The organism is Pseudomonas sp. JC1203 (genome assembly GCF_056175065.1).
In genome coordinates, this window is the sequence record NZ_JBWCAM010000021.1 from 100,880 (window position 1) to 125,434 (window position 24,555).

Here is a 24,555-nt window from a genome sequence, read left to right on the forward strand (position 1 = left end):
GGGGGGGGGTGTGGTGTGGGGGGTGGTGCTGGGTTTTTGCCCCCCCCCCCCCCCCCCCCCCCCCCCCCCCCCCCCACAAGGGGGTGGTGTGCCATCTGCCGCAAGGTGGCTTATGCTGTACCCGCCCCCAACCGCAAGGCTTGCCCTGATGCTGCGTACCCTGATTGCCACCTTGCTGCTCGCCACCGGCGCCACCCAGGCGGCCGAGACGGTCAAGATCTACAACTGGTCCGAATACATTGCCCCCGACACCCTCAAACAGTTCCAGGCCAGGACCGGCATCGTGCCCAGCTACGCGGTGTATGACAGCAACGAGCTGCTGAACAGCAAGCTGATGGCGCGCAACGCCGGCTACGACGTGGTGTTTCCCTCCACCCACTTCATGGCGCGCCAGGTGCAGGCCAACGTCTTGATGGAACTGGACCGCAGCAAGCTGCCCAACTGGGACAACCTCAACCCGGTGCTGCTCAAGGTGCTGGAGGTCAACGACCCCGGCAACCGCCACGGCTTCCCCTACCTGTGGGGCACTACCGGCATCGGCTATAACGTCGACAAGGTCAGGGCTGCCCTGGGCGACAACGCGCCCACCGATTCCTGGGACCTGATTTTCAAACCGCAGAACCTCGACAAGCTCAAGGCCTGCGGCGTGGCCTTTGTCGACAGCGGCCCGGAGCTGCTGCCCATCACCCTCAACTACCTGGGCCTGCCGCCCCACAGCAAAAAGCCCGAGGACTATGACAAGGCCGAGGCCGCGCTGCTGAAAATCCGCCCCGACGTGGCCTACTTCGACACCTCCAAATACATGGCGGACCTGGCCAGCGGAAAAGTCTGCGTGGTGGTGGGCTACTCTGGCGACGTGCTGCAGGCCGCCACCCAGGCCAAGGCCGCGAAGAATGGTGTGAACATCGGCTACTCGGTGCCCCGCGAAGGCGCGCCGCTGTGGTTCGACATGGTCGCCATGCCCGCCGACGCCCCCGACCCCAAGGCCGCCTACGCCTTCATGAACTACCTGCTGGAGCCCAAGGTGATCGCCGGCATCAGCAACTACGTGCACTACGCCAACGGCAACGAAAAAGCCGACGCGTTGATTGACCCGGCGTTGCGGGGGGACAACAAGGTGTACCCGGATGAAGACATCATGAGCAAGTTGTTCCCGTTGGAGGCGATGCCGGCGGATGTTGATGCGATTCGGACGAAAGTAATGGAGAAGGTGATCGCGGGGGGCTAAAGCCCCCACCCACAAGCCACGCCCGAGCTGTAGATCAGGCTTGTGATCTGCTCGTGATCTGCTCGTGATCTGCTTGTGATCTGCTTGTGATCTGCTTGTGATCTGGCCTTTGATCTTGATCTGGCTTTTGATCTTGGCCCCGTAAAGCGCTAGGGCCGACTGGAGGCGTTGATCAAGCGGTCCCTGGCGTAGCCGGGGAAGACGGAACCGGAGGCGCTTCTATTCCGGGCCGTCGTCCGCTTGAGCGACGCCGGAGGGAGGGGACCCGTAGCGCAGCGAAGGGCCCAAGCAGGGGCAAGCCCTTTTTGGTGACTTTTTGGGGCGACTGCCAAAAAGTTACTCGGCGTAAGGCCGAAACGGTCGGTGGTATCCCCGCGAAAATGGATATGTTCACGATGGCCAGATCCTGCTTCTGACATTTCTGGACATATCCATTTTCGTGGCGCGACCACCGACCGTTTCGGCCTTACGCCGACTCACTTTTTTTCAGACGCCAAAAAAAGTAAGCAAAAAACGCTTGCCCCTGCTTGGGCCCTCCGCTGCGCTACGGGTCCCCTCCTTCCGGCGTCGCCCAGGCGGCAAACGGCCCCCGCTATAGAAGCTGGCGGGTTGCCGTTTCCTTCGGCTGCGCCGAAGGGCCCTGCGGGCTGCCGCCTGGTCAACGCCTCCAGTCGGCCCGGGCGCTTTACGGGGCATACAATCAAGATCAAGAGCCAGATCAACAGCAGATCACAAGCCAGATCACAAGCCAGATCACAAGCCAGATCACACGCGACCGCAACGGCGCCGGCGCCGGCGGCGGCGGGTTCAACTTCGCAGCTGCGCAATCACCTCCAGACAATACCCCACCGCCGGCGACACATCCCCCACCCTGCGGCTGAGGATGATCGGCGAGGTCGCATTGGCCTCCGCCAACGGGCTATAGCCAATATCATCCCGATGCAGGATCTGCACCGACTCCGGCACCAGGGTAATGCCAATACCCGCCCCCACCAGCCCGATGGCGGTCTGCAGCTCGTTGGTCCACTGCGCCACCTTGATGCCCAAGCCATGCGCCGCAAACAGCGCCAGCACGTGGTCGGCGTAGCTGGGCCGCGGGTTGCCGGGGTACAGCACGAAAGGTTCGCGGGCCACTTCTGCCAGGGTGGCGGTGTGGCCCAGCAGCGGGTGGCCGGCAGGCAGTACGGCGATCAGGCGGTCTTCGCGCAGCACGGTCTGAGTGATGGCGGGGTCGTCGATGTGGATGCGGCCGAAGCCGACGTCGATGCGCCCCGCCTTCAGGGCTTCCACTTGTTGCACCGTGGTCATCTCCGACAAGCCCAGCTCCAGTTCGATGGCAGCGTCTTCGCTGCGCAGGCGGCGGATCATCTCCGGCAGCACGCCGTATAACGTCGATGGTGCGAAGCCGATGCCCATCCAGGTCTTCTGGCCCAGGCCAATGCGCCGGGTGTTTTCACACAGGGTATCGAGCTGGTGCAGCAGGGCGCTGCTGTGTTCGAAAAAGTACCGCCCCGCCTCGGTGAGCCGCAACGGCCGGGCGCGTTCGATCAGGCTGACGCCCAACTCGTCCTCCAGCTGCTGGATCTGCCGGCTCAACGGCGGTTGGGCGATGTGCAGGCGCTCGGCGGCGCGGGTGAAGTTCAGGGTCTGGGCCAGCACCTGAAAATAGCGGAGATGCCTGAGTTCCACGGCTTACCTCATCAGCGACAATACCCGGCAGGTATCAGACCAGACCAATTCTATATTGGATTGCAAGAAAACGCCGTATCACTATCGGGTCAGACAAGAACATAACCTGACGGGTATCGAAATGAGTCATCCCACGATCGAGTCGCTCGAAACGATCATTGTCGATCTGCCAACCATCCGCCCGCACAAGCTGGCCATGCACACCATGCAGCACCAGACCCTGGTGCTGCTGCGCCTGCGCTGCAGCGACGGCGTGGAAGGCATTGGCGAGGCCACCACCATCGGCGGCCTGAGCTACGGCAACGAAAGCCCCGACAGCATCAAGGTGAACATTGACAGCCACATCACCCCGCTGCTGGTTGGCCAGCCGGCCGACAATATCAACGCCGCCATGCAGCGCATCGAGCGCAGCGTGCGCGGCAATACTTTCGCCAAGTCCGGCATTGAAAGCGCGCTGCTCGACGCCCAGGGCAAGCGCCGTGGCCTGGCGGTGAGCGAGCTGCTGGGCGGGCGCCTGCGTGACAGCCTGCCGGTGGCCTGGACCCTGGCCAGCGGCGACACCGCCCGCGATATCGCCGAGGCGGAACAGATGCTCGACGTGCGCCGCCACCGCATCTTCAAGCTGAAGATCGGCGCCGGCGAGGTGAACACGGACCTGGCCCACGTCATCGCCATCAAGAAGGCCGTGGGCGACCGCGCCAGCGTGCGCGTTGACGTCAACCAGGCCTGGGATGAAGCCGTGGCCCTGCGCGCCTGCCAGGTGCTGGGCGACAACGGCATCGACCTGGTAGAGCAGCCGATCTCGCGCTACAACCAAGTCGGCCTGGCGCGCCTGAGCGCCAGCAGCCCAATCCCGATCATGGCCGACGAGGCCATCGAATCGGTGGAAGACGCCTACAACCTGGCGCGCCTGGGCGCCGGCACCATCTTTGCGCTGAAAATTGCCAAGACCGGCGGCCCCCGCGCGGCCCTGCGCGCCGCCGCCATCGCTGACGCGGCGGGCATCGGCCTGTACGGCGGCACCATGCTTGAAGGCGGCATCGGCACCCTGGCCTCGGCGCACGCTTTCATCACCCTGCCGAAGATGGCCTGGGATACTGAACTGTTCGGGCCGCTGCTGTTGACCGAAGACATCCTGGCCAGCGCGCCGAAGTACCAGGACTTCCAGCTGCACGTGCCCACTACCCCGGGCCTGGGCCTGGCGCTGGACGAAGAGCGCGTGGCTTTCTTCCGCCGCGACAAGGCCACCAAGGCCTACAGCCATAGCTAAGGAGAGCATTGCCATGCTGTTCCACGTAAAGATGACCGTGAACCTGCCCCTCGACATGGACCCCGCCAAGGCCACCCGCCTGAAGGCCGACGAGAAGGAACTGGCCCAGCGCCTGCAGCAGGAAGGCACATGGCGCCACCTGTGGCGCATTGCCGGGGCGTACGCCAACTACAGCGTGTTCGATGTGGCCAGCGTGCAGGAACTGCACGACACCCTGATGCAGCTGCCACTGTTCCCGTACATGACGATTGAGGTGGACGCCATGTGCCGCCACCCTTCCTCGATCCACCAGGACGACCGCTGATAGGCGCCGGCCCCTGGCGCGCTGACTAATAAATATAAGATGAGGCCACAACCATGACTGTCAAAATCTCGCAGACCGAACCGGTACAGCAGTTTCTCAAAGAAGCCAGCGGCGTGTTCAACGACGCCGGCAACCCACGGGTGAAAACCTTGATCCACCGCATGCTCAAGGACTCGGTGAAAATCATCGAGGACCTGGAGGTAACCCCGGAGGAATTCTGGGCGGCGGTGAACTACCTGAACGTGCTGGGCGCGCGCCAGGAGGCCGGGCTGGTGGTGGCCGGCCTGGGCCTGGAACACTACATGGACCTGCAGCTGGACGCGCAGGACGAGGCCGCCGGCCAGTTGGGCGGCACCCCGCGCACCATCGAAGGCCCGCTGTACGTGGCCGGCGCGCCGCTGAGCGAATACGAGGCGCGGCTGGACGACGGCAGCGACCCGGGCACCGTGCTGTTCATGCAGGGCCAGGTGAAGGACGTCAATGGCCAGCCGGTGCCGGGCGCCATCGTCGATGTATGGCAGGCCAACACCGGCGGCACCTATTCCTATTTCGACCCGTCGCAGAGCGAGTTCAACCTGCGCCGCCGCATCCAGGCTGACAGCCAGGGCCGCTATCGCTTCCGCAGCATCGTGCCGTCGGGCTACGGCTGCCCACCGGATGGCCCCACCCAGCAACTGCTCGACCAGCTGGGCCGCCACGGCCAACGGCCGGCGCACATCCATTTCTTCATCTCGGCGCCGGGCCATCGCCACCTGACCACGCAGATCAACCTGGCCGGCGACAAATACCTGTACGACGATTTCGCCTACGCCACCCGCGATGAACTGGTGGCCGAGATCCGCTTCAGCGAAGACCCGGTGCAGGCGCAGAAACATGGGGTGAGCGGCCGATTCGCCGAGATCGACTTCGACTTCACCCTGCAGGCCAGCGAAGTGCCGAAAGCCCAGCAGCGCGGCGAGCGCGTGCGCGCGTTGGAGGAGTAACCAACCCCGTAGCAGCTGCCGAAGGCGGCGTCCCGGATTTACCGCGGTGCCTGGGACGCAGCCTTCGGCAGCTGCTACGCAGAGTTGCGTAGCAGCGGCGGCTTAGTGGTGCTCGCGCGTGGCGCGGAATTTCACGTCCGGCCAGCGCTCTTCCATCAGCGCCAGGTTCACCCGGGTAGGCGCCAGGTAGGTCAGGTGACCACCGCCGTCCACTGCCAGGTTTTCCACGGCCTTGTTCTTGAATTCCTCAAGCTTCTTCTTGTCGCTGCAATCGATCCAGCGGGCCGACCACACGGTGATCGGCTCGTAGGAGCATTCCACCTTGTATTCTTCCTTCAGCCGGCTGGCCACCACGTCAAACTGCAGCACACCCACGGCGCCCAGGATGATGTCGTTGCTGCGCTCGGGGAAGAACACCTGGGTGGCGCCCTCTTCGGCCAACTGCTGCAGGCCCTGGCGCAGTTGCTTGGATTTCAGCGGGTCACGCAGGCGCACGCGGCGGAACAGCTCCGGGGCGAAGTGCGGGATACCGGTAAAGCCCAGCACTTCACCTTCGCTGAAGGTGTCGCCGATCTGGATGGTGCCGTGGTTGTGCAGGCCGATGATGTCGCCGGCGAACGCTTCTTCCAGCTGCTCACGCTCGGAGGAGAAGAACGTCAGGGCGTCGCCGATGCGCAGGTCCTTGCCGGTACGCACGTGGCGCATCTTCATGCCCTTCTCGTACTTGCCCGAGCAGATGCGCATGAACGCGATGCGGTCGCGGTGCTTGGGGTCCATGTTCGCCTGGATCTTGAACACGAAGCCGGTGAATTTCTCTTCCACCGGTTCCACGGTCCGCTCGTGGGCCACACGGGCCAGCGGGCGTGGCGCCCAGTCGACGACGGCGTCGAGCACGTGGTCGACACCGAAGTTGCCCAGTGCGGTGCCGAAGAACACCGGGGTCATCTGGCCGTTCATGAACTCTTCCTGGTTGAAGGTGTGGCATGCGCCCTGCACCAGCTCCAGTTGCTCGATGAAACGCTCGTACTCGTCACCCAGGTGCGCGCGCGCTTCATCGGAGTCCAGCTTCTCGATGATCTTGGTCTCGGTGCGCTCGTGGCCGTGGCCCGGGGTGTAGACGATGATGTAGTCGCCAGCCAGGTGGTACACGCCCTTGAAGTCGCGGTAGCAACCGATCGGCCAGGTGATGGGCGCAGCCTTGATCTTCAGCACCGCCTCGATTTCGTCGAGCAGTTCGATCGGGTCGCGAATGTCACGGTCCAGCTTGTTGATGAAGCTGACGATAGGCGTGTCGCGCAGGCGGCAGACGTCCATCAGGGCGATGGTCCGCGGCTCTACGCCCTTACCGCCGTCGAGCACCATCAACGCCGAGTCCACCGCGGTCAGGGTGCGGTAGGTGTCTTCGGAGAAGTCTTCGTGACCGGGGGTGTCGAGCAGGTTGACCATGTGGTCGCGATACGGGAACTGCATCACCGAGGTGGTGATGGAGATGCCGCGCTGCTTCTCCATCTCCATCCAGTCGGACGTGGCGTGACGGTCGGACTTGCGCGACTTCACGGTACCGGCCACGGAAATCGCCTTGCCCATCAGCAAGAGTTTCTCGGTGATGGTGGTTTTACCGGCGTCCGGGTGGGAAATGATGGCGAAAGTGCGGCGTTTCGCGACTTCGGCGGCCTGTTGGGTCATGGGAAATCGCCTGCGAGGTGATTCAAAAAAGGGCGCCGATTATAGCTGAACCCGGGCCGAGCTGGAACCATGCGTCCAACTCGCCCGTCGCCAATGGCTCAGGCCGTGGCTGGCGCGGCCTGGGGCAGCGTGTCGGTGGCGGTCTGCGGGCGGTACAGCATGACGTAGTAGGTGCCCAGGCAGATCAGCCAGCAGAAGATCGCCGCCCAGACGTTGTGCGACAGGAAGTGCGCGCCCTGGATCATGCGGCCGATGGAGAACACCGTGCCCAGGCCGAAGGCGAACACCAGCCCGGCGCGGGCCATGCGCGGGCGCCGGTCACGCAGCACGAAGAACAGCGAGAACAGGGTGAAACCGGTGGCCGCGTGGCCACCCGGCCAGCAGCGGCCCGGGTCGGCGGTGGCCGGGCGGTGCTCGAACAGCTTGCTGTAGGCCTGGGTGCCGCCGAACTCGGTCAGGCTCCAGGGGCACTGAACGCCGGTGAGGGTTTTCAGCGGTGCGGTGTAGCTGGTGGACAGCGACATGGCCACCACCAGGCACGCCAGCTCACGGCGGACAGGCAGCAAGCCCTTGACCAGGAAGCTGGCCAGGTAGCCCAGGCCGCCCAGCACGCCGATGGCGATCACCACGCGCTTGGCCTGGTCGTGCAGCACGTTTTCCAGCCAGTAGCTGTGTTTGCCGGCGAACGCGTGCAGCACCGGGTCATAGAACGACCGCTCGATAACCATGTCGATGTCGGTCAGTTCCAGCAGGCACAGGGCAATGGCGATGACGGCAGGAATGCCCAGGCAGATCCAGAGATTCAGCGGGCGTGAAACAGGGCGAGACAGGGCTGATGACATGAGCGGTCCACGGGGAAGAGAAACGGCACCTCCGGCGTGAAGGCGATGAAGTTCTAATGACGCAGGTCTGCTTGAGCATGGCCCTGAAACTGTTTGTTACATGTCAACGGCAGGTGAAAAATACGTGAAAGCGTGCAGCCCCCGTTACCGTTGGGGCAATTAAGGGTGGCCAAATGCTGCCGCAGATGGGAACCTTTTAAATAACGGAGACGTCCATTCCCCTGATTCGACCATTCGTCAGGGTGTGCAAGAACGGCAAGTCAGCCTGACGAGGCTGCGCTTATGGCGCGCATCGACGCTGTTTCCACAGTCGTCCGCGCGCTGCTTCTCGCGAACCCACCGTTGACCGCCAGGCATGGCTGTCGCCACCGACGGTGTGTGCGCCGACTGAAAAAATAGGAGTCCGCCTGTGGCTATTCGCTATGGCAAGGGGCTGATGGGGTGTACGGCTGCCGTCGTCATCCTGGCCCTGCTGGTCCACTGGATCGGCATCAGTACCATCGAGCAGTACCAAGAAGATTTACTGTTTTACCTGCAAGCGCATCTGATACTGGTAGTGGCCTCCATGGCCGCCGCACTGCTAGTGGGCATCCCCGCCGGCATTGCGCTCAGCCGACCGAACATGGTTGGCCGCGCCGAACGCTTCATGCAAATCTTCAACATCGGTAACACCGTCCCTCCCCTGGCCGTGCTGGCCATCGCCCTGGGCATACTTGGCATCGGCAGCGGCCCGGCCATCTTCGCCCTGTTCCTCGCTTCCCTGTTGCCCATTGTGCGCAACACCTACGAAGGCCTGAAAAACGTTCAGGGTTCGCTCAAGGAAGCCGCCGTCGGCATCGGCATGACCCCGCGCCAAGTGCTGTTCCAGGTGGAACTGCCCAATGCCGTGCCCATCATTGTCGGTGGCGTGCGCGTGGCCCTGGCGATCAACGTCGGCACCGCGCCGCTGTCGTTCCTGATCGGCGCCAACAGCCTGGGCAGCCTGATCTTCCCCGGCATCGCCTTGAACAATCAGCCGCAACTGTTGCTGGGCGCCGCCTGCACGGCGTTGCTGGCATTGCTGCTGGACGGCCTGGTGTCGATGGCCAGCCGCCTGTGGCTGGAACGCGGCCTGACTCGCTGAGCGAAGGAAATCACATGAAAGTACCAAGCATGCTGCTGGGCCTGGCCCTGCTGTGCGCGGGCGCTGCCCACGCTGCGGAAAAACCCTTGGTGCGCCTCGGCGCCCGGGTGTTCACCGAACAATCGGTGCTGGCCGCCATCACCGCGCAATACCTCGATTCCAAAGGCTACAACGTGCAGGTCACCAGTGGCCTGGGCAGCAACCTGGCGCGCAGCGCCCAGGAAACCAACCAGCTGGACATGGTGTGGGAATACACCGGTGTATCGCTGGTGTCCTACAACCACGTGACCGACAAACTCGACAGCGCTGCCACCTACCAGCGGGTCAAGGAACTGGACGCGAAGAAAGGCCTGGTGTGGCTGACCCCGTCGAAGTTCAGCAACACCTACGCCCTGGCCCTGCCGGAAAACATCGCCAAGGCCTACCCGCAGGTCAACACCATCAGCCAGCTGAACCAGGTGCTGCGCGATGAACCGAAGAAGGGCCATGTACTGGCCCTGGACACCGAGTTCGCCAACCGTTCCGACGGCCTGGTGGGCCTGACCCAGACCTACGACCTGCAGTTCACCCGCCGCGACATTCGCCAGATGGACGCCGGCCTGGTGTACACCGCGCTGCGCAACGGCCAGGTGTTCACGGGGCTGGTGTACACCACCGACGGCCGCCTGAACGCCTTCCACCTCAAGCTGCTGGAAGACGACAAGCACTACTTCCCCGACTACACCGCCGCACCGGTCGTGCGCAGGGACTTCCTCGACGCCCACCCGGACCTGGCCGCCGACCTGAAACCGCTGGCCGAACTGCTGGACGACGAAACCATGCGCCAGCTCAACGCCAAGGTCGACGTGCAGCACCTGAGCCCGACCGCCGTGGCCGCCGAGTTCCTGCGTGACCACCCCGTGCCCGCCGCCACGAAGGAGCAGCCATGAGTTTCCTCGATACCTTTTCCCACCTGGACTGGGCGCAGGTGCTGCACCTGACCGGCCAGCACATCGCCCTGGTGGGCGTGGCGGTGAGCCTGGCGATTCTGGTGGGCGTGCCCCTGGGCATCGTCATGACCCGTTTCCCCGCTGCCGCCGGCGTGATGCAGGCCAGCGCCACCGTGCTGCTGACCATCCCGTCCATCGCCCTGTTCGGCCTGCTGCTGCCGTTCTACTCCAAGTTCGGCCAGGGCCTGGGGCCGCTGCCGGCCATCACCGCGGTGTTCCTGTACTCGCTGCTGCCCATCATGCGCAACACCTACCTGGCCCTGACCGGCGTGGAACCGGGCATCCGTGAAGCTGCGCGCGGCATTGGCATGACCTTCGGCCAGCGCCTGCGCATGGTCGAGCTGCCCATCGCGGTGCCGGTGATTCTGGCTGGCGTACGCACCGCCGTGGTCATGAACATTGGCGTCATGACCATCGCCGCCACCATCGGTGCCGGTGGCCTGGGTGTACTTATCCTCACTTCCATCAGCCGCAGCGACATGTCGATGTTGATCGTCGGCGCCGTGCTGGTAAGCGTCCTGGCGATCATCGCCGACCTCTTCCTGCAATGGCTGCAACGCGCCCTGACTCCCAAAGGATTACTCAAATGATCGAACTTCAGAACCTGACCAAGACCTTCACCAGCAACGGCAAGGAAGTAAAAGCCGTGGACGCCGTGAGCCTGACCGTCAACGAAGGCGAGATCTGCGTGTTCCTGGGCCCGTCGGGCTGCGGCAAGAGCACCACGCTGAAAATGATCAACCGCCTGATCACGCCCACCTCGGGCAAGGTGCTGATCAACGGCGAGGACACCACCGGCCTTGACGAGGTGACCCTGCGCCGCAACATCGGCTACGTGATCCAGCAGATCGGCCTGTTCCCGAACATGACCATCGAGGAAAACATCACCGTGGTGCCGCGCCTGCTGGGCTGGGACAAGCAGAAATGCCACGAGCGCGCCCGTGAGCTGATGAGCATGATCAAGCTGGAGCCCAAGCAGTACCTGCACCGCTACCCGCGTGAACTGTCGGGCGGCCAGCAGCAGCGCATCGGCGTGATCCGCGCGCTGGCAGCGGATGCCCCGCTGCTGTTGATGGACGAGCCGTTCGGCGCGGTCGACCCGATCAACCGCGAGATGATCCAGAACGAATTCTTCGAGATGCAGCGCGCGCTGAACAAGACCGTGATCATGGTTAGCCACGACATCGACGAGGCCATCAAGCTGGGCGACAAGATCGCGATCTTCCGTGCCGGCAAGCTGCTGCAGATCGACCACCCGGACACCCTGCTGGCGCACCCGGTGGACGATTTCGTCAGCAACTTCGTGGGCCAGGACAGCACCCTCAAGCGCCTGCTGCTGGTGAAGGCCGAGGACGCCGCCGACAACGCGCCGTCGGTCAGCCCGCAGACGCCGGTGGCCGATGCCCTGGAGCTGATGGACGAGCACGACCGCCGCTACGTGGTCATGACCGACGCCGAGAACAAGGCCATGGGCTACGTGCGCCGCCGCGACCTGCACCGCCAGCAAGGCACCTGCCAGGATTACCTGCGGCCGTTCAACGCCACCGCCGCCTACGACGAACATTTGCGCATCTTGCTGTCGCGCATGTACGAGTTCAACCGCGCCTGGTTGCCGGTGCTCAATGCCGAGAACGTGTTCCTGGGCGAGGTGACGCAGGAGTCCATCGCGGCGTACCTGAGTTCGGGCCGCTCGCGGGGGATGAAGACCAACATCGTGTCGCCAGCGGAGTTGGTGGAGCAGGCCACCGCCTGACCTGTAGCAGCGGCCGCAAGGCCGCGTCCCAGGCACCGCAATCTACCCGGTAGACCGCGTCGCCGCCGACGCCGCCTTCGGCAGCTGCTACAGGGTTTTGGGAACATCAGCCTGTCATGCAGGTCGGTTAATAAGGGTATGACCAAGGCTCAGCGACGAACGCGTGTAAAAACGCGACATTTTTTGTTGATCTTGAGCCCCTCACGTCCTAAAGTTCGCGCCGACCGTCCATGCTGGAAACGATCCATCCGGCTCAAGTACTGACGACGAGACAGCAAGGCCATGAGGAAGCGTGCTTCCAGTGGCCTTTTTGCTTTCGGCGACATGCCTTGGGAAGTAGGCGAACCAAAGTGGGGATACGGAGGGCGGTCAAGAGAGGTGTGCACCGGGTGCCACCTTCACCCATGAATATTTTCAACGTTTGCCAGCAGGAGTCCCAGCATGTCGATCCAGGTCGAAGACTATTTCGCGCGCGAAACCTTCCAGAAAATGAAAGCGTTCGCCGACAAGCAAGAAACCCCTTTCGTACTCATCGACACCCAGATGATCAGCCAGGCCTATGACGACCTGCGCGCCGGCTTCGAATTCGCCAAGGTGTACTACGCGGTCAAGGCCAACCCTGCGGTCGAAATCATCGACCTGCTGCGTGACAAGGGTTCGAGCTTCGACATCGCCTCCATCTACGAGCTGGACAAGGTCATGGGCCAGGGCGTTGGCCCTGAGCGCATCAGCTACGGCAACACCATCAAGAAGTCCAAGGACATCCGCTACTTCTACGAGAAGGGCGTGCGCCTGTTCGCCACCGACTCCGAGGCCGACCTGCGCAACATCGCCAAGGCCGCCCCGGGTTCGAAAGTGTACGTGCGTATCCTCACCGAAGGCTCCACCACTGCCGACTGGCCTCTGTCGCGCAAGTTCGGCTGCCAGACCGACATGGCCATGGACCTGTTGATCCTGGCCCGTGACCTGGGCCTGGTGCCGTACGGCATTTCCTTCCACGTTGGTTCGCAGCAGCGCGACATCAGCGTGTGGGACGCCGCCATCGCCAAGGTGAAGGTGATTTTCGAGCGCCTGAAGGAAGAAGACGGTATCCACCTGAAGCTGATCAACATGGGTGGCGGCTTCCCGGCCAACTACATCACCCGTACCAACAGCCTGGAAACCTACGCTGAAGAAATCATCCGCTTCCTGAAGGAAGACTTCGGCGACGACCTGCCGGAAATTATCCTGGAGCCGGGCCGCTCGCTGATCGCCAACGCCGGTATCCTGGTGAGCGAAGTGGTACTGGTTGCCCGCAAGTCGCGCACCGCCGTCGAGCGTTGGGTCTACACCGACGTGGGCAAATTCAGCGGCCTGATCGAAACCATGGACGAAGCCATCAAGTTCCCGATCTGGACCGAGAAGAAAGGCGAAGTGGAAGAAGTGGTCATCGCCGGCCCGACCTGCGACAGCGCCGACATCATGTACGAGAACTACAAGTACGGCCTGCCGCTGAACCTGGCCATCGGTGACCGCCTGTACTGGCTGTCCACCGGTGCCTACACCACCAGCTACAGCGCCGTGGAATTCAACGGCTTCCCGCCGCTGAAGTCGTTCTACATCTAAGCGTTTGCGGCAATGAAAAAGCCCGGGCCATGTGCCCGGGCTTTTTTTTGCGGGGTGGTATGACGCGGCCTGCGGCCGCTGCTACGGAGATCTGCGTAGCCGCGTCCCTCAGGCATTCAACGCAGCGGCCTTTGCCGCGTAGGCATCCGCCATCGCCCGCACGCGCGCGTCATTGGCCTGCAGCAACGCTGGCCCGCTCACCCGCAGGAAGTTCAGGTTGCCACCCTCCAGCGCCAGCTGCAGCCAGTGCAGCGCCTCATCCACCCTGCCCGCCTCGGCCAGCACCGCCGCGTGGCTGAACTGCCCACGGAAATCCCCCGCCTCGGCCGCGCGCCGGTACCAGTCATGCGCCTGGGCTACGTCGGCCGCGCAGGCCATGCCGCTTTCCAGGTAGCGGCCCAGCAGGTTCATCGACTTGGCGTGGCCCAGCAGCGCTGCCCGCCGGTAGCACACCAGCGCCAGCTCATGGTCCAGGGCCACGCCCCGGCCAGTGCCCAGCAGGTTGGCGTAGTTGTACAGCGCCCAGTCCAGCCCCGCTGCCGCCGCCTCGCGGTAATTCACCGCCGCCTGTTCGGCGTTTGCCGCACCGCCCCAACCGTGCTCATGGCAGCGCCCCAGCATGTTGCGCGCCATTAGGTGGCCGCCGTTGGCAGCTATTTCGAACCAGGTGCGCGCCAGCGCCGGGTCGCGTTCTATGCCCTGGCCGTCCAGCAGAATCTGCCCCAGCAGCGCCTGGGCATCGACGATGCCGGCGCGGGCCGCGGTAAGAATGGCCTGGGCGGCGCGCGCCGGGTTGTCGTCGAGCATGGCGCTGAGGCGCTCGGCATCGAGGATCTCTTCGCGGCGCAATTCGAAGCCCATGTCAGACGTCCACCCAGCGGCGCAGCAGGTTGTGGTAGGTGCCGGTCAGGCGCACCAGCGACGGGTGGTCGGGCACATCGCGGGTCAGGCTCTGGATGGCGCCGTCCATCTCGAACAGCAGCGCGCGCTGGCTGTCCTCGCGCACCAGGCTCTGGGTCCAGAAGAACGACGCGTAGCGGGTGCCACGGGTGACCGCGTTGACCTTGTGCAGGCTGGTGCCGGGGTACAGCACCAGGTCGCCGGCCGGCAGCTTGACCCGCTGGGTACCGAAGGTGTCCTGGATTTCCAGCTCGCCGCCGTCGTATTCGTCAGGGTCGCTGAAGAACAGCGTGGAGGACAGGTCGGTACGCACCCGCTCCGGGTTGCCCCGGGCCTGGCGCACGGCGTTGTCGATATGGAAATCGAAATTGCCACCGGCTTTGTAACAGTTCAGCAACGGTGGAAACACCTTGTGGGGTAACGCCGCCGACATGAACAACGGGTTCTTCCACAGGCGTTCCAGCATGGCCGCGCCAATTTCCACCGCCAGCGGGTGGCCTTCGGGCAGCTGCAGGTTGTGCTTGGCCTTGGCCGACTGGTGCCCGGCGGTGATCTTGCCGTCCGCCCAGTCCGCGGCCTCCAGGGCCTGGCGAATGCGCGCTACCTCCTCGGGGGAGAATATTGCGGGGATGTGCAGCAGCATGGCAAAGGCACCTGAAAACGGGAGGGTGCCAATGGTATTGATTCTTATTGACTGTGTACAACGGCCTGACGTATGAAATTGTAAAAACCGTAAGCCAAATGTGTAAAGAATGTAAATTCAGTGCGGATAGCACCTTGTCGCAATTGATACCTAATTTCATTTACCCTACATTCCGCCGCCTCGAACACCTTGGGGAAGGCCAAAAACAATGTCACGCCAACACGATTACGTTCCTGTCAGCTCGCCGCGCCTGCTGGTTTCCGCCATCGGCATGGCGCTGGGCGCCGCCTCGGCCGCGCAGTTCGCACAAGCCGCCGAAGACACCGACGCCAAGCAGAACGGTGCCATTTCGCTGGGCGCCACCAGCATCACCGGCGAGGCACAAGAGCCTTCCTACCAGACCACCAAATCGGCTTCGAGCAAATACACCGCGCCGCTCACCGACACGCCACGCTCGGTTACTGTCATTCCCCAGCAAGTGATCAAGGACACTGCCGCCACTTCGCTGCAGGACGCGCTGCGCACCGTGCCCGGCATTACCTTTGGTGCCGGTGAAGGCGGCAACCCGCAGGGTGACCGCCCGTTCATCCGCGGCTTCGACGCCCAGAGCGACACCTACCTGGACGGCGTGCGCGACACTGGCGCGCAGACCCGCGAAATCTTCGACATCGAATCGGTGGAAGTCAGCAAGGGCCCGAACTCGGCGTTCGGCGGCCGCGGCTCGGCCGGCGGCAGCATCAACCTGGTGAGCAAGCTGCCCCAGGACCGCGACTTCCTCGACGGTGGCTTCACCTACGGCTCCGACCAGACCCGCCGCTACACCCTGGACGTGAACCGCAAGTTCCTCGACACCGCCGCGTTCCGCCTGAACCTGATGAGCCACGAGCAGAACGTGGCCGGCCGCGACGCGGTGAACTACGACCGTTGGGGCGTGGCACCGTCGGTGACCTTCGGCCTGGGCACCGAGAACCGCCTGAACCTCAGCTACTACCACGTGGAAAGCAACGACCTGCCGGACTCGGGCATTCCGTACGGCTACAGCTCATCCACCGCCACCGCCCACGTACACGACAAGCCTACCGACGGCGGCGACAGCAACAACTTCTACGGCCTGAAGGACCGCGACTTCCGCAAGACCCGCGCCGACATCAGCACCATTTCGTTCGAGCATGACTTCAGCGACACCATGACGCTGAAGAACACCCTGCGCCACGGCAGCACCGGCCAGGACTACATCCTGACCCAGCCTGACGACAGCCAGAAGAACGTCAACCAGTACGGCACCGTGTGGCGCCGTGCCAACGCCCGCGTCAGCACCACTGAAACCACCACCAACCAGACCGACCTGTTTGGCGAGTTCAACGCGCTGGGGTTCAAGAACAACTACTCCACCGGTGTGGAATTCACCCGTGAAGTCAGCCACGTGACCGGCTACACCTTCGCCAACCCGGCCAACAGCAACCCGGGCGCCACCTCCCCAGGCGGCACCGGTTGCCAGCCAGGCGAAACCAACGGCGGCACCTGCACCTCGCTGAGCAACCCGAACCCGGACGATGCCTACACCGGCACCATCACCCGCAACTACCAGGGCACCAAGACCACGGCCAACACCCGTGCCATCTATGCCTTCGACACCATCGAGCTGGACCCGCAATGGCTGCTGAACCTGGGCGCGCGCTACGACAGCTTCGACACCAAGGCTGACAGCGACACCACCGGCAAGACCAAGAACGATTCCAACTTCTGGAACTGGCAGGCTGGCCTGGTGTTCAAGCCGACCGACAACGGCAGCATCTACGCCTCGTTCGCCACTTCGGCCACCCCGCCCGGCGCCATGCTCAACGAAGGCGTGGACGGCAACCCGCTGACCGCCGGCAACAGCACCATCCAGAGCGACCTGGAGCCCGAGACCACCAAGAACTACGAGATCGGCACCAAGTGGGACGTGTTCCAGGACCGCGTGTCGCTGACCGCTGACATTTTCCGCACCGAGAAGGAAAACACCCGGGTACTGACCGCCACCAACACCTACGAGAACGCCGGCAAGACCCGCGTCGACGGTTTCGAGCTGTCGGCCACCGGCAAGATCACCGAAAAATGGCAGGTGTTCGCCGGCTACAGCTACCTGGACAGCGAAATCCTCAGCGGTGGCTTGTCGGGCCGTAACGGCCAGATCACCGGTGGCGCCGCCACCGATGGCAAGGAACTGCCGAACACGCCGAAACACAGCGCCAGCCTGTGGACCACCTACCAGGTGGCGCCGAAGCTGACCATCGGTGGCGGTGCGTTCTACGTGGGCGAAGTGTGGGGTGACACGGCCAACACCGTGTACGTACCGTCCTACACCCGCTACGACGCCATGGCCGCGTACAAGCTGAGCAAGAACGTCGACTTCCAGCTGAACGTGCAGAACCTGACCGACAAGGTCTACTACGACAAGGCCTACGCCGCGCACTTCGCCAACCAGGCCGCCGGCCGCACCGTGTTGTTCAGCACCAACTTCCACTTCTGATAGCCCGGAAGTGCCCGCAAGCCCCGCTCACTGGTTGAGCGGGGCTTTTGCGTGTTTGAGACTTGTTCGCAACCAATGCGGCATACTGCACGCCAGATTTGGCAAGGTGATTAAGGTGTTGAAGAAAACACTGTTTCAAGTGCACTGGTTTTTCGGCATCACCGCAGGCCTGATCCTGGCCCTGATGGGCGTGACCGGTGCGATGGTGTCCTTCCAGGACGAAATAATGCAGGCCCTGAACCCCACCACCCTCAAGGTGCAGGTACAGGACAGCGGTGTGCTGCCGCCTTCGGTATTGGTGCCCAAACTTGCCGCCGCCCAGGGCAAATCCATCGCAGCAGTGTGGGTGGAAACCGACACCGGCCTGGCTTCGCGGGTATTCTTCAGCCCGCCGCCGGGCCAACGTCGCGGCGAACTGCGCTATTTCAATGCCTACAACGGCGAGCTGCTGGGCGACGTGGTCGGCGAAGGCTTCTTCGGTTTCACCCTGCAACTGCACCGGTTCCTGGCCATGGGCGAGGTGGGCAAGAACATCACCGGGGCGTGCACGCTGATCCTGGTGTTCTTCTGCCTGTCCGGCCTGTACCTGCGCTGGCCGCGCCAGGCGCTGAACTGGCGCGCCTGGCTGACGCTGGACTGGGCCAAGAAGGGCCGCGCGTTCAATTGGGACCTGCACGCGGTGGCCGGCACCTGGGTGCTGTTCTTCTACCTGCTGCTGTCGGTGACCGGGCTGTTCTGGTCCTACGACTGGGTGCGCGAGGGCCTGACCGCCATGCTGGGCGATGCCCCCAAGGGCCAGCAGCGCGGTGGCCGCATGCAGCGCCCCACCCCGCCCAGCGGCCCGGTGGACATCAACTACGACGCGGTGTGGGACAGCATTCGCAACGAAGCCGGCCCGGGCCTCAGCGCGTACAACCTGCGCCTGGCGCCACAGGGCCAGCCGGTGACGGTGTTCTACCTGCTGAAGGATGCGCCCCATGAACGGGCGTTCAACAGCATGACCATCGAGCCCATGACCGGCAAGGTACGCCGCCACGAGCGCTTCGCCGACAAGGCCCTGGGTGGCCAGTTGCTGGACAGCGTCTACGCGCTGCACGTGGGCAGTTACTTCGGCCTGGCCGGGCGCATTTTGAACACCCTGGCCGCGCTGACCATGCCGCTGTTCTTCGTCACCGGCTGGCTGCTGTACCTGGACCGGCGCCGCAAGAAACGCCAGGTGCGCGCCGCCCGCCAGGGCCTGGACGCAGGCACCGCGCAGGGCGACGCCTGGTTGATCGGCTTCGCCAGCCAGAGCGGTTTCGCCGAACAACTGGCCTGGCAAAGCGCCGGCCAACTGCAGGCCGCCGGCATCGCCGTGCGCGTTGAACCGCTGGCACGCCTGGGCGAGCAGGACCTGCGCCAAGCCAGCAACGCGCTGTTCGTGGTGAGCACCTTCGGCGACGGCGAGGCGCCCGACAGCGCCCGCGCGTTCGAACGCAAGGTGCTCGGCCAGGCCTGGCCGCTGGAGCATTTGAACTACGCACTGCTGGCCCTGGGCGACCGCCAGTACCAGCACTTCTGCGGCTTCGGCCAGCGCCTGCACCAGTGGTTGGGCGCGCGCGGTGCGCGCCATGCGTTCACCCCGGTGGAAGTGGACAGCGGCAATGCACAGGCGCTGCAGCACTGGCAGGAACAACTGGGCCAGCTCACCGGCGCCCAGCCAATCATGGCCTGGCAAGCGCCGCTGTATGAAGACTGGACCTTGAGCGAGCGCCGCCTGCTCAACCCGCAAAGCCAGGGCGCGCCGGTGTACCTGCTGGGCCTGACGCCGCCGGCGCCGCATAGCTGGGAAGCCGGCGACCTGGTGGAAATAATGCCGCGCCTGAGCACCGACGTGCCGCTGCAAACCCAGGCGCGGGAATACTCCATTGCCTCAGTACCGAGCGATGGCCGCCTGGAGCTGATCGTGCGCCAGGAACGCCACCCCGACGGCAGCCTGGGCCTGGGTTCGGGCTGGCTGACCGAGCATGCGCCGGTGGGCGCGGCCATCAGCCTGCACGTGCGCCGCAATGCCGGTTTCCATGCCCCGCGTGACAACGCGCCAGTCATTCTGATCGGCAACGGCACCGGCCTTGCCGGGCTGCGCAGCCTGCTCAAGGCGCGGCTGGCCAAGGGCCGCGAGCGCAACTGGCTGATCTTCGGCGAGCGCAACGCGAGCCATGACTTCCTCTGCCAGGACGAGCTGCAAGGCTGGCTGGCCAGCGGTGAACTGCAGCGCCTGGACCTGGCGTTCTCCCGCGACCAGGCAAAGAAAATCTACGTGCAGGACCGCGTGCGCGAAAACGCCCGCGAGGTGCGCGAGTGGGTGGCCGAAGGCGCGCTGATCTACGTGTGCGGCAGCCTGCAGGGCATGGCGGGTGGCGTGGATGAAGCGCTGCGCGAGGTGCTGGGCGAGGCGACGGTGGAGTCACTGAGCGAGCAGGGGCGTTATCGGCGGGACGTGTATTGATTCTGCCGTAGCAACTGACTTCTGTGGGAGCTGGCTTGCCAGCGAGCTTTTCGGGCCTCAACAACTCGCTGGCAAGCCAGCTCCCACAGATGCGTTTGAGATTTATGCAGGCTGCAGCTTCTGCGCGAATACCGCCACGCCATCCAGATCGCGCAACGTCACCGTCAATTCCCCGCTCTGCCCTTCAATGCCCACCTCGCCAAAGAACTGGAAGCCGGCAAACGGCGAGCTGTTCTGCGAAGGCGGCGCCTTCTGGAACACCACTTCGGGGCCGAAGGTCTTGTCCAGCGCGTTGGGCCCGAACGCCCCGGCGTTCAGGGGCCCGGCAACGAACTCCCAGAACGGCTCGAAGTCCTGGAACGTTGCGCGGTCGGGGTGGTAGTGATGGGCCGCGCAGTAATGCACGTCCGCCGTCAGCCACACATGGTTGCGCACCTTGTTGTCGCGCAGGAAGGCCAGCAGCTCGGCCATTTCCAGCTCGCGGCCCTTCGGCGCGCCCGGGTCGTTGTTGGCGATGGCTTCCCAGCGCTCCACGCCCGGGCTTACCTCGCCGTCCGGCACGCCCAGGCCGATGGGCATGTCGGCCGCCACCACCTTCCACTGCGCGGTGGAGGCCTTCAACTGCTGCTTCAACCAGTCCAGTTGCGCGCGGCCCATGAAGGCGCTGTCGGCGTTCATCTGTTCCTGCAGGTTGGCGCTGTTGCCGCCGCGGTAGCTGCGCATGTCCAACACGAACACATCCAGCAGCGGCCCGTAGCTGAGCTTGCGGTAGATGCGCCCGCCGTTGTCGGCCTGCTGGCGGCGCATGGGCGAATACTCCAGCCACGCCTGGCGCGCGCGGCTCACCAGCACGTTGATGTCGCGGGTCTGGTAGCGCTCGTCCAGTTGCTTGCTGGGCGACCAGTTGTTGATCACCTCGTGGTCGTCCCACTGCCATATCTGCGGCACCTCGGCGTTGAAGCGGCGCACGTTTTCATCCAGCAGGTTGTAGCGGTAATTACCGCGGTATTCGTCCAGGGTCTCGGCCACCTTGCTCTTGGCCTCGGTGGTAATGTTGCGCCAGATGCGCCCGCCTTCCACCGTCAGCTGCGCGGGCACCGGGCTGTCGGCGTAGATGGTGTCGCCGCTGTGAATGAAGAAGTCCGGCAGGCGCAGGCGCATGGCTTCGTAAATGCGCATGCCGCCGATGTCCGGGTTGATGCCGAAGCCCTGCCCCACCGTGTCGCCGCTCCACACGAAGCGAATGTCGCGGCGCTGGCTGGGCGCGCTGCGCAGGTGGCCGAACCAGGGCTCGCTGGCGACGCCGGTCTGGGCGTCTTCGAAGGTGACGCGGTAGAAAATAGCCTGGTCCACCGGCAGCCCGCTCAACTCCACCCGCGCTGTGAAGTCGGTGCGCGCATCGGCCAGCGCCGAGATGAAGCGGCGCGGGTTGCTGAACACGCTGCGGGTGTCCCACTCCACCACCATGCGCGCTGGCCGGTCGGTGCGGCTCCAGACCATGGCCTTGTCCCCCAGCAGGTCGCCGGACTGCACGCCGTCGGTCAGCTGCGGGCGGTCCTTCACCGAGGCAATCACGGCCGGCGCCAGGCCCGGCAACAGCAGGCCAGCGCCAGCCACTTGCAGCAGACGGCGGCGGGCGAAGGTGAAATCGGTCATGGCGCAAGGCTCCCTGTTCGCAGAAAAGGGGTCAGTAGAGCGCATGCGGGTTAAGCGGGTGTGACAGCGCCCCGCTGCAGGCGTTGACCGTAGACGCTCAGGGCATCGCAGCCGTTTTCCAGCAGCAGCGCGCAACCGGTGGCGAAGTGGCCCAGGTCATCGTCGTCCAGCGAACGGTAGCCCATGCTGGCCAGGCTCTTGAGAATGTCACGCACGGCACGCACACGGGAGTCGGCGAACTGGAACAGGTCAGCCATGGGCGCATCGGCATCGATGAACAGGACCGGGTTGGAGGTGCAGTTGCTGTCGCAGGGTAAAAAGTCAGACATGGGACATTCCGTTGATAAGGTGGGCCACGCCCGAAATGGGTGGCGGCTGTGCGCGGGTTGACAGACCGAAGTATCTACCACCCCCCGGCGCACCCAGATGGGCGCCCCGCGCACAGCTACCGCTACGTGCATGGAAATAGTAGATAGGGATTCGAGCTGTCAAACCCGGCCATCCGTGTGGATGACGGAGGGCAATATCCCCCTGTTTGGAGGCACCTACAACCCCCAGAAAGCAACTTGGGAAACGTCCTACAGCCCGGGTTCCATGGGGTCTGACAGGCTGTCGATGTAGCCCCACCCAGATCTGCTACCGAACAAACAAGGCAGGCAACGCCAACCCCACAGGCCATGGTGCGTTGCAGCAAATGTGGGAGCAAAGCTTGCTCGCGACAGGCCGCGCGGGCGGCCGGTGGTGGCCGTGATTGAATCGCAAGACAGGCACAACCCCGTATCCCCGGTGTGCAGGGTGCCCGATGATTGCGCGGGCCCCTCGGACGCGGCCTGCCGGCCACTGCTACGGGATTGTGCTCGACAGCCCTAAACGAAAAAACCCGCCAATAGGCGGGTTTTTTCTAGGCGTTAAACGCACTAGGTGAAGCAAAGGGCTCAAAGGCCAATGCCAGCACTCTAGCAACCATCACCTCACAAGTACAGCCGTGGTCACGAAGCAGCTGCCGCAGGCGGCGTCCGCGATTTGCAGGGTGCCCGATCATTGCGCGGGGCCCTCGGACGCGGCCTGGCGGCCGCTGCTACAGAACGTCGCCGCAGGCGGCGTCCGCGGTGCCCGATCCTTGCGCGGCCGCTGCTGCCTTTAGGCCGGCTCCGCCGTCAGCTCCACCACTTCAGCCTTCTTGATCACCGCATACACCACCGCCGTCACCAGCGCGCCAGCGGTAATGGCCAGCAGGTACAACAAGGCGTGGTTGATGGCGTTGGGGATGAGCATCACGAACAGGCCGCCGTGGGGCGCCATGAGTTTGCAGCCGAAGTACATGGACAACGCGCCGGTAAGCGCGCCGCCGGCGATGCTGGCGGGGATGACGCGCAGCGGGTCCTTGGCGGCGAACGGGATGGCGCCTTCGGAAATGAAGCACAGGCCCAGCACCAGCGCGGCCTTGCCGGCTTCGCGCTCGCTTTGGGCGAATTTGCGCCGGGCCAGGAAGGTGGCGATGCCCAGGCCAATGGGCGGCACCATGCCGGCGGCCATGGTGGCAGCCATGGGCGCGTAGCTTTGCGAGGCCAGCAGGCCCACCGAGAAGGCGTAGGCGGCCTTGTTGATCGGCCCGCCCAGGTCGACGCACATCATGCCACCCAGCAGCACGCCCAGCAGGATGGCGTTGGTGGTGCCCATGCTGTCGAGGAAGTGGGTGAGCGCTTCGAGCATGCCGGCCACCGGCTTGCCCACCACGTAAATCATCACCAGGCCAGTGAACAGGCTGGCCAGCAGCGGGATGATCAGGATCGGTTTCAACGCTTCAAGGCTGGCCGGCAGCCGCGCATAGCGGTTGATAGCCTTGGCCGCGTAGCCGGCGATGAAGCCTGCGGCAATGCCACCGATGAAGCCTGCGCCCAGGGTGCTGGCCAACAGGCCGCCGATCATGCCGGGGGCCAGGCCCGGGCGGTCGGCGATGGAATAGGCAATGTAGCCCGCCAGCAATGGCACCATCAGCTTGAAGGCACTTTCGCCGCCAATCTGCATGAGGGCGGCGGCCAGGGTACCGGGTTCTTTGAAGGCGGTGATGCCGAACACGAACGACAGGGCGATCATCAGGCCGCCCGCCACCACCATGGGCAGCATGTACGACACGCCGGTGAGCAGGTGTTTGTAGGCGCCGGTCTTTTCCTGCTTGGCCGGGGCGGCATTCGCCCCTGCCGCTGCCGACTCGGGCTTGCCTTCGGCCAGGGCCTTGTCGAGGATGGACGCGGCCTGCTTGAGGGCGATGCCGGTGCCGCAACGGTAGATGCGCTTGCCGGCGAAACGCTCGGTGGCCACGTCAATGTCGGCGGCCAGCAGCACCACGTCGGCGTCCTGGATAGCAGCGGCGCTGAGCGGGTTGCGCGCGCCTACCGAGCCCTGGGTTTCGACCTGCAGGTCGTAGCCCTTCTGCTTGGCGGCAGTCTGCAGGGCCTCGGCGGCCATGAAGGTGTGCGCAACGCCCGTTGGGCAGGCGGTGATGGCGACCAGGCGCGGGGCGCGGTCGCTGGCCACGGCGGCCGTGGCCACCGGCGCTTGCGCCTCATGCACGCGGGCCTGTTCAGCGGCCTGGCGCAGGAAGCCGTCGGCGTCCTGCAAGGCGGCGGCAGGCGTGCTCTGGAACAGGCGCTTGCCGACGAAGCGGCTCAGGTCGATGGGCCCGGTGTTGACCACCAGCACCCAGTCGGCGGCTTCGATGGCTGCCGGCGAAAGTTTGTTTTCCGGGTGTTGCGGGTCATGCACTTCGACGCTGGTGCTCCACCCCTGGCGCTGGGCCACGGCGTCGAGCAGGCGGGCGCTGAGCACGCTGGAGACGCGGCCGCTGGGGCAGGCCGTGACAATGGCAAGTTTCATCGCAATC

At 64.5% G+C, this 24,555-nt stretch carries 19 protein-coding genes; 11 read left to right on the plus strand and 8 right to left on the minus strand.

The window, feature by feature from the left end; translation table 11 throughout:
• Positions 1–151: 151 nt before the first annotated feature.
• On the plus strand, positions 152–1,228 hold the full coding sequence (locus AC0SZ7_RS26190; RefSeq protein WP_475507126.1) for a polyamine ABC transporter substrate-binding protein: 1,077 nt from the start codon (positions 152–154) through the stop codon (positions 1,226–1,228).
• Positions 1,229–2,035: 807 nt separating this feature from the next.
• On the opposite strand, the gene AC0SZ7_RS26195 is transcribed toward AC0SZ7_RS26190, so the two are convergent.
• Positions 2,036–2,917: a LysR family transcriptional regulator gene (locus tag AC0SZ7_RS26195; RefSeq protein WP_475507101.1), complete on the minus strand. Its 882-nt coding sequence runs from the start codon at positions 2,915–2,917 to the stop codon at positions 2,036–2,038.
• A 121-nt stretch (positions 2,918–3,038) separates the two neighbouring features.
• On the opposite strand from AC0SZ7_RS26195, the gene AC0SZ7_RS26200 reads away from it, so the two are divergent.
• The 3 genes from AC0SZ7_RS26200 to catA are packed head-to-tail and all read left to right on the plus strand — an operon-like array spanning position 3,039 to position 5,474.
• Positions 3,039–4,187, plus strand: coding sequence for a muconate cycloisomerase family protein (locus tag AC0SZ7_RS26200; RefSeq protein ID WP_475507102.1), 1,149 nt, complete (start codon positions 3,039–3,041; stop codon positions 4,185–4,187).
• Between the two features lie 13 nt (positions 4,188–4,200).
• On the plus strand, positions 4,201–4,491 hold the full coding sequence (catC, locus tag AC0SZ7_RS26205; RefSeq protein ID WP_475507103.1) for a muconolactone Delta-isomerase: 291 nt from the start codon (positions 4,201–4,203) through the stop codon (positions 4,489–4,491).
• Between the two features lie 53 nt (positions 4,492–4,544).
• Positions 4,545–5,474 (plus strand): catechol 1,2-dioxygenase, encoded by a 930-nt coding sequence (catA, locus tag AC0SZ7_RS26210; RefSeq protein ID WP_475507104.1) that lies wholly within the window; start codon positions 4,545–4,547, stop codon positions 5,472–5,474.
• Positions 5,475–5,576: 102 nt separating this feature from the next.
• Here catA and AC0SZ7_RS26215 read toward each other — a convergent pair whose 3' ends face one another.
• On the minus strand, positions 5,577–7,160 hold the full coding sequence (locus AC0SZ7_RS26215; RefSeq protein ID WP_475507105.1) for a peptide chain release factor 3: 1,584 nt from the start codon (positions 7,158–7,160) through the stop codon (positions 5,577–5,579).
• A 98-nt stretch (positions 7,161–7,258) separates the two neighbouring features.
• On the minus strand, positions 7,259–8,002 hold the full coding sequence (locus tag AC0SZ7_RS26220) for a phosphatase PAP2 family protein (RefSeq protein WP_475507106.1): 744 nt from the start codon (positions 8,000–8,002) through the stop codon (positions 7,259–7,261).
• A gap of 436 nt (positions 8,003–8,438) precedes the next feature.
• On the opposite strand from AC0SZ7_RS26220, the gene AC0SZ7_RS26225 reads away from it, so the two are divergent.
• From AC0SZ7_RS26225 to AC0SZ7_RS26245, 5 genes are all read left to right on the plus strand, one after another.
• A complete protein-coding gene (locus tag AC0SZ7_RS26225) occupies positions 8,439–9,125 on the plus strand; it encodes an ABC transporter permease (RefSeq protein WP_475507127.1) in 687 nt (228 codons plus the stop codon).
• A gap of 14 nt (positions 9,126–9,139) precedes the next feature.
• A complete protein-coding gene (locus AC0SZ7_RS26230; RefSeq protein ID WP_475507107.1) occupies positions 9,140–10,054 on the plus strand; it encodes a glycine betaine ABC transporter substrate-binding protein in 915 nt (304 codons plus the stop codon).
• On the plus strand, positions 10,051–10,704 hold the full coding sequence (locus AC0SZ7_RS26235) for an ABC transporter permease (RefSeq protein ID WP_416422463.1): 654 nt from the start codon (positions 10,051–10,053) through the stop codon (positions 10,702–10,704). Before AC0SZ7_RS26230 ends, AC0SZ7_RS26235 begins: the two co-directional genes overlap by 4 nt.
• Positions 10,701–11,867: an osmoprotectant ABC transporter ATP-binding protein OsmV gene (locus tag AC0SZ7_RS26240; RefSeq protein WP_475507108.1), complete on the plus strand. Its 1,167-nt coding sequence runs from the start codon at positions 10,701–10,703 to the stop codon at positions 11,865–11,867. Before AC0SZ7_RS26235 ends, AC0SZ7_RS26240 begins: the two co-directional genes overlap by 4 nt.
• A 441-nt stretch (positions 11,868–12,308) precedes the next feature.
• Entirely contained in the window at positions 12,309–13,472 is a 1,164-nt protein-coding gene (locus AC0SZ7_RS26245) for a type III PLP-dependent enzyme (protein ID WP_158152702.1), read from the plus strand.
• Between the two features lie 108 nt (positions 13,473–13,580).
• On the opposite strand, the gene AC0SZ7_RS26250 is transcribed toward AC0SZ7_RS26245, so the two are convergent.
• Together AC0SZ7_RS26250 and AC0SZ7_RS26255 are read right to left on the minus strand one after the other, a co-directional pair.
• On the minus strand, positions 13,581–14,333 hold the full coding sequence (locus AC0SZ7_RS26250; protein ID WP_475507109.1) for a tetratricopeptide repeat protein: 753 nt from the start codon (positions 14,331–14,333) through the stop codon (positions 13,581–13,583).
• Between the two features lies 1 nt (position 14,334).
• A complete protein-coding gene (locus AC0SZ7_RS26255) occupies positions 14,335–15,015 on the minus strand; it encodes a Fe2+-dependent dioxygenase (protein WP_475507110.1) in 681 nt (226 codons plus the stop codon).
• Between the two features lie 208 nt (positions 15,016–15,223).
• Between AC0SZ7_RS26255 and AC0SZ7_RS26260 the strand changes: the two genes are divergently transcribed.
• Positions 15,224–17,527 carry a TonB-dependent receptor gene (locus AC0SZ7_RS26260; protein ID WP_475507111.1) on the plus strand — a complete coding sequence of 768 codons (2,304 nt, stop codon included), beginning with the start codon at positions 15,224–15,226 and terminating at the stop codon, positions 17,525–17,527.
• 115 nt (positions 17,528–17,642) lie between these two features.
• Positions 17,643–20,015 (plus strand): PepSY domain-containing protein, encoded by a 2,373-nt coding sequence (locus tag AC0SZ7_RS26265; protein ID WP_475507112.1) that lies wholly within the window; start codon positions 17,643–17,645, stop codon positions 20,013–20,015.
• Between the two features lie 102 nt (positions 20,016–20,117).
• On the opposite strand, the gene AC0SZ7_RS26270 is transcribed toward AC0SZ7_RS26265, so the two are convergent.
• The 3 genes from AC0SZ7_RS26270 to AC0SZ7_RS26280 form a co-directional block, all read right to left on the minus strand.
• Positions 20,118–21,671, minus strand: a complete 1,554-nt coding sequence (locus AC0SZ7_RS26270) for an alkaline phosphatase D family protein (protein WP_475507113.1) — start codon at positions 21,669–21,671, stop codon at positions 20,118–20,120.
• 50 nt (positions 21,672–21,721) lie between these two features.
• The gene (locus AC0SZ7_RS26275; protein WP_475507114.1) at positions 21,722–22,000 is read right to left on the minus strand and encodes a hypothetical protein; all 279 of its coding nucleotides are present in this window, start codon (positions 21,998–22,000) and stop codon (positions 21,722–21,724) included.
• Between the two features lie 811 nt (positions 22,001–22,811).
• Positions 22,812–24,548, minus strand: a complete 1,737-nt coding sequence (locus AC0SZ7_RS26280; protein ID WP_475507115.1) for a PTS fructose-like transporter subunit IIB — start codon at positions 24,546–24,548, stop codon at positions 22,812–22,814.
• Between the last annotated feature and the right edge of the window lie 7 nt (positions 24,549–24,555).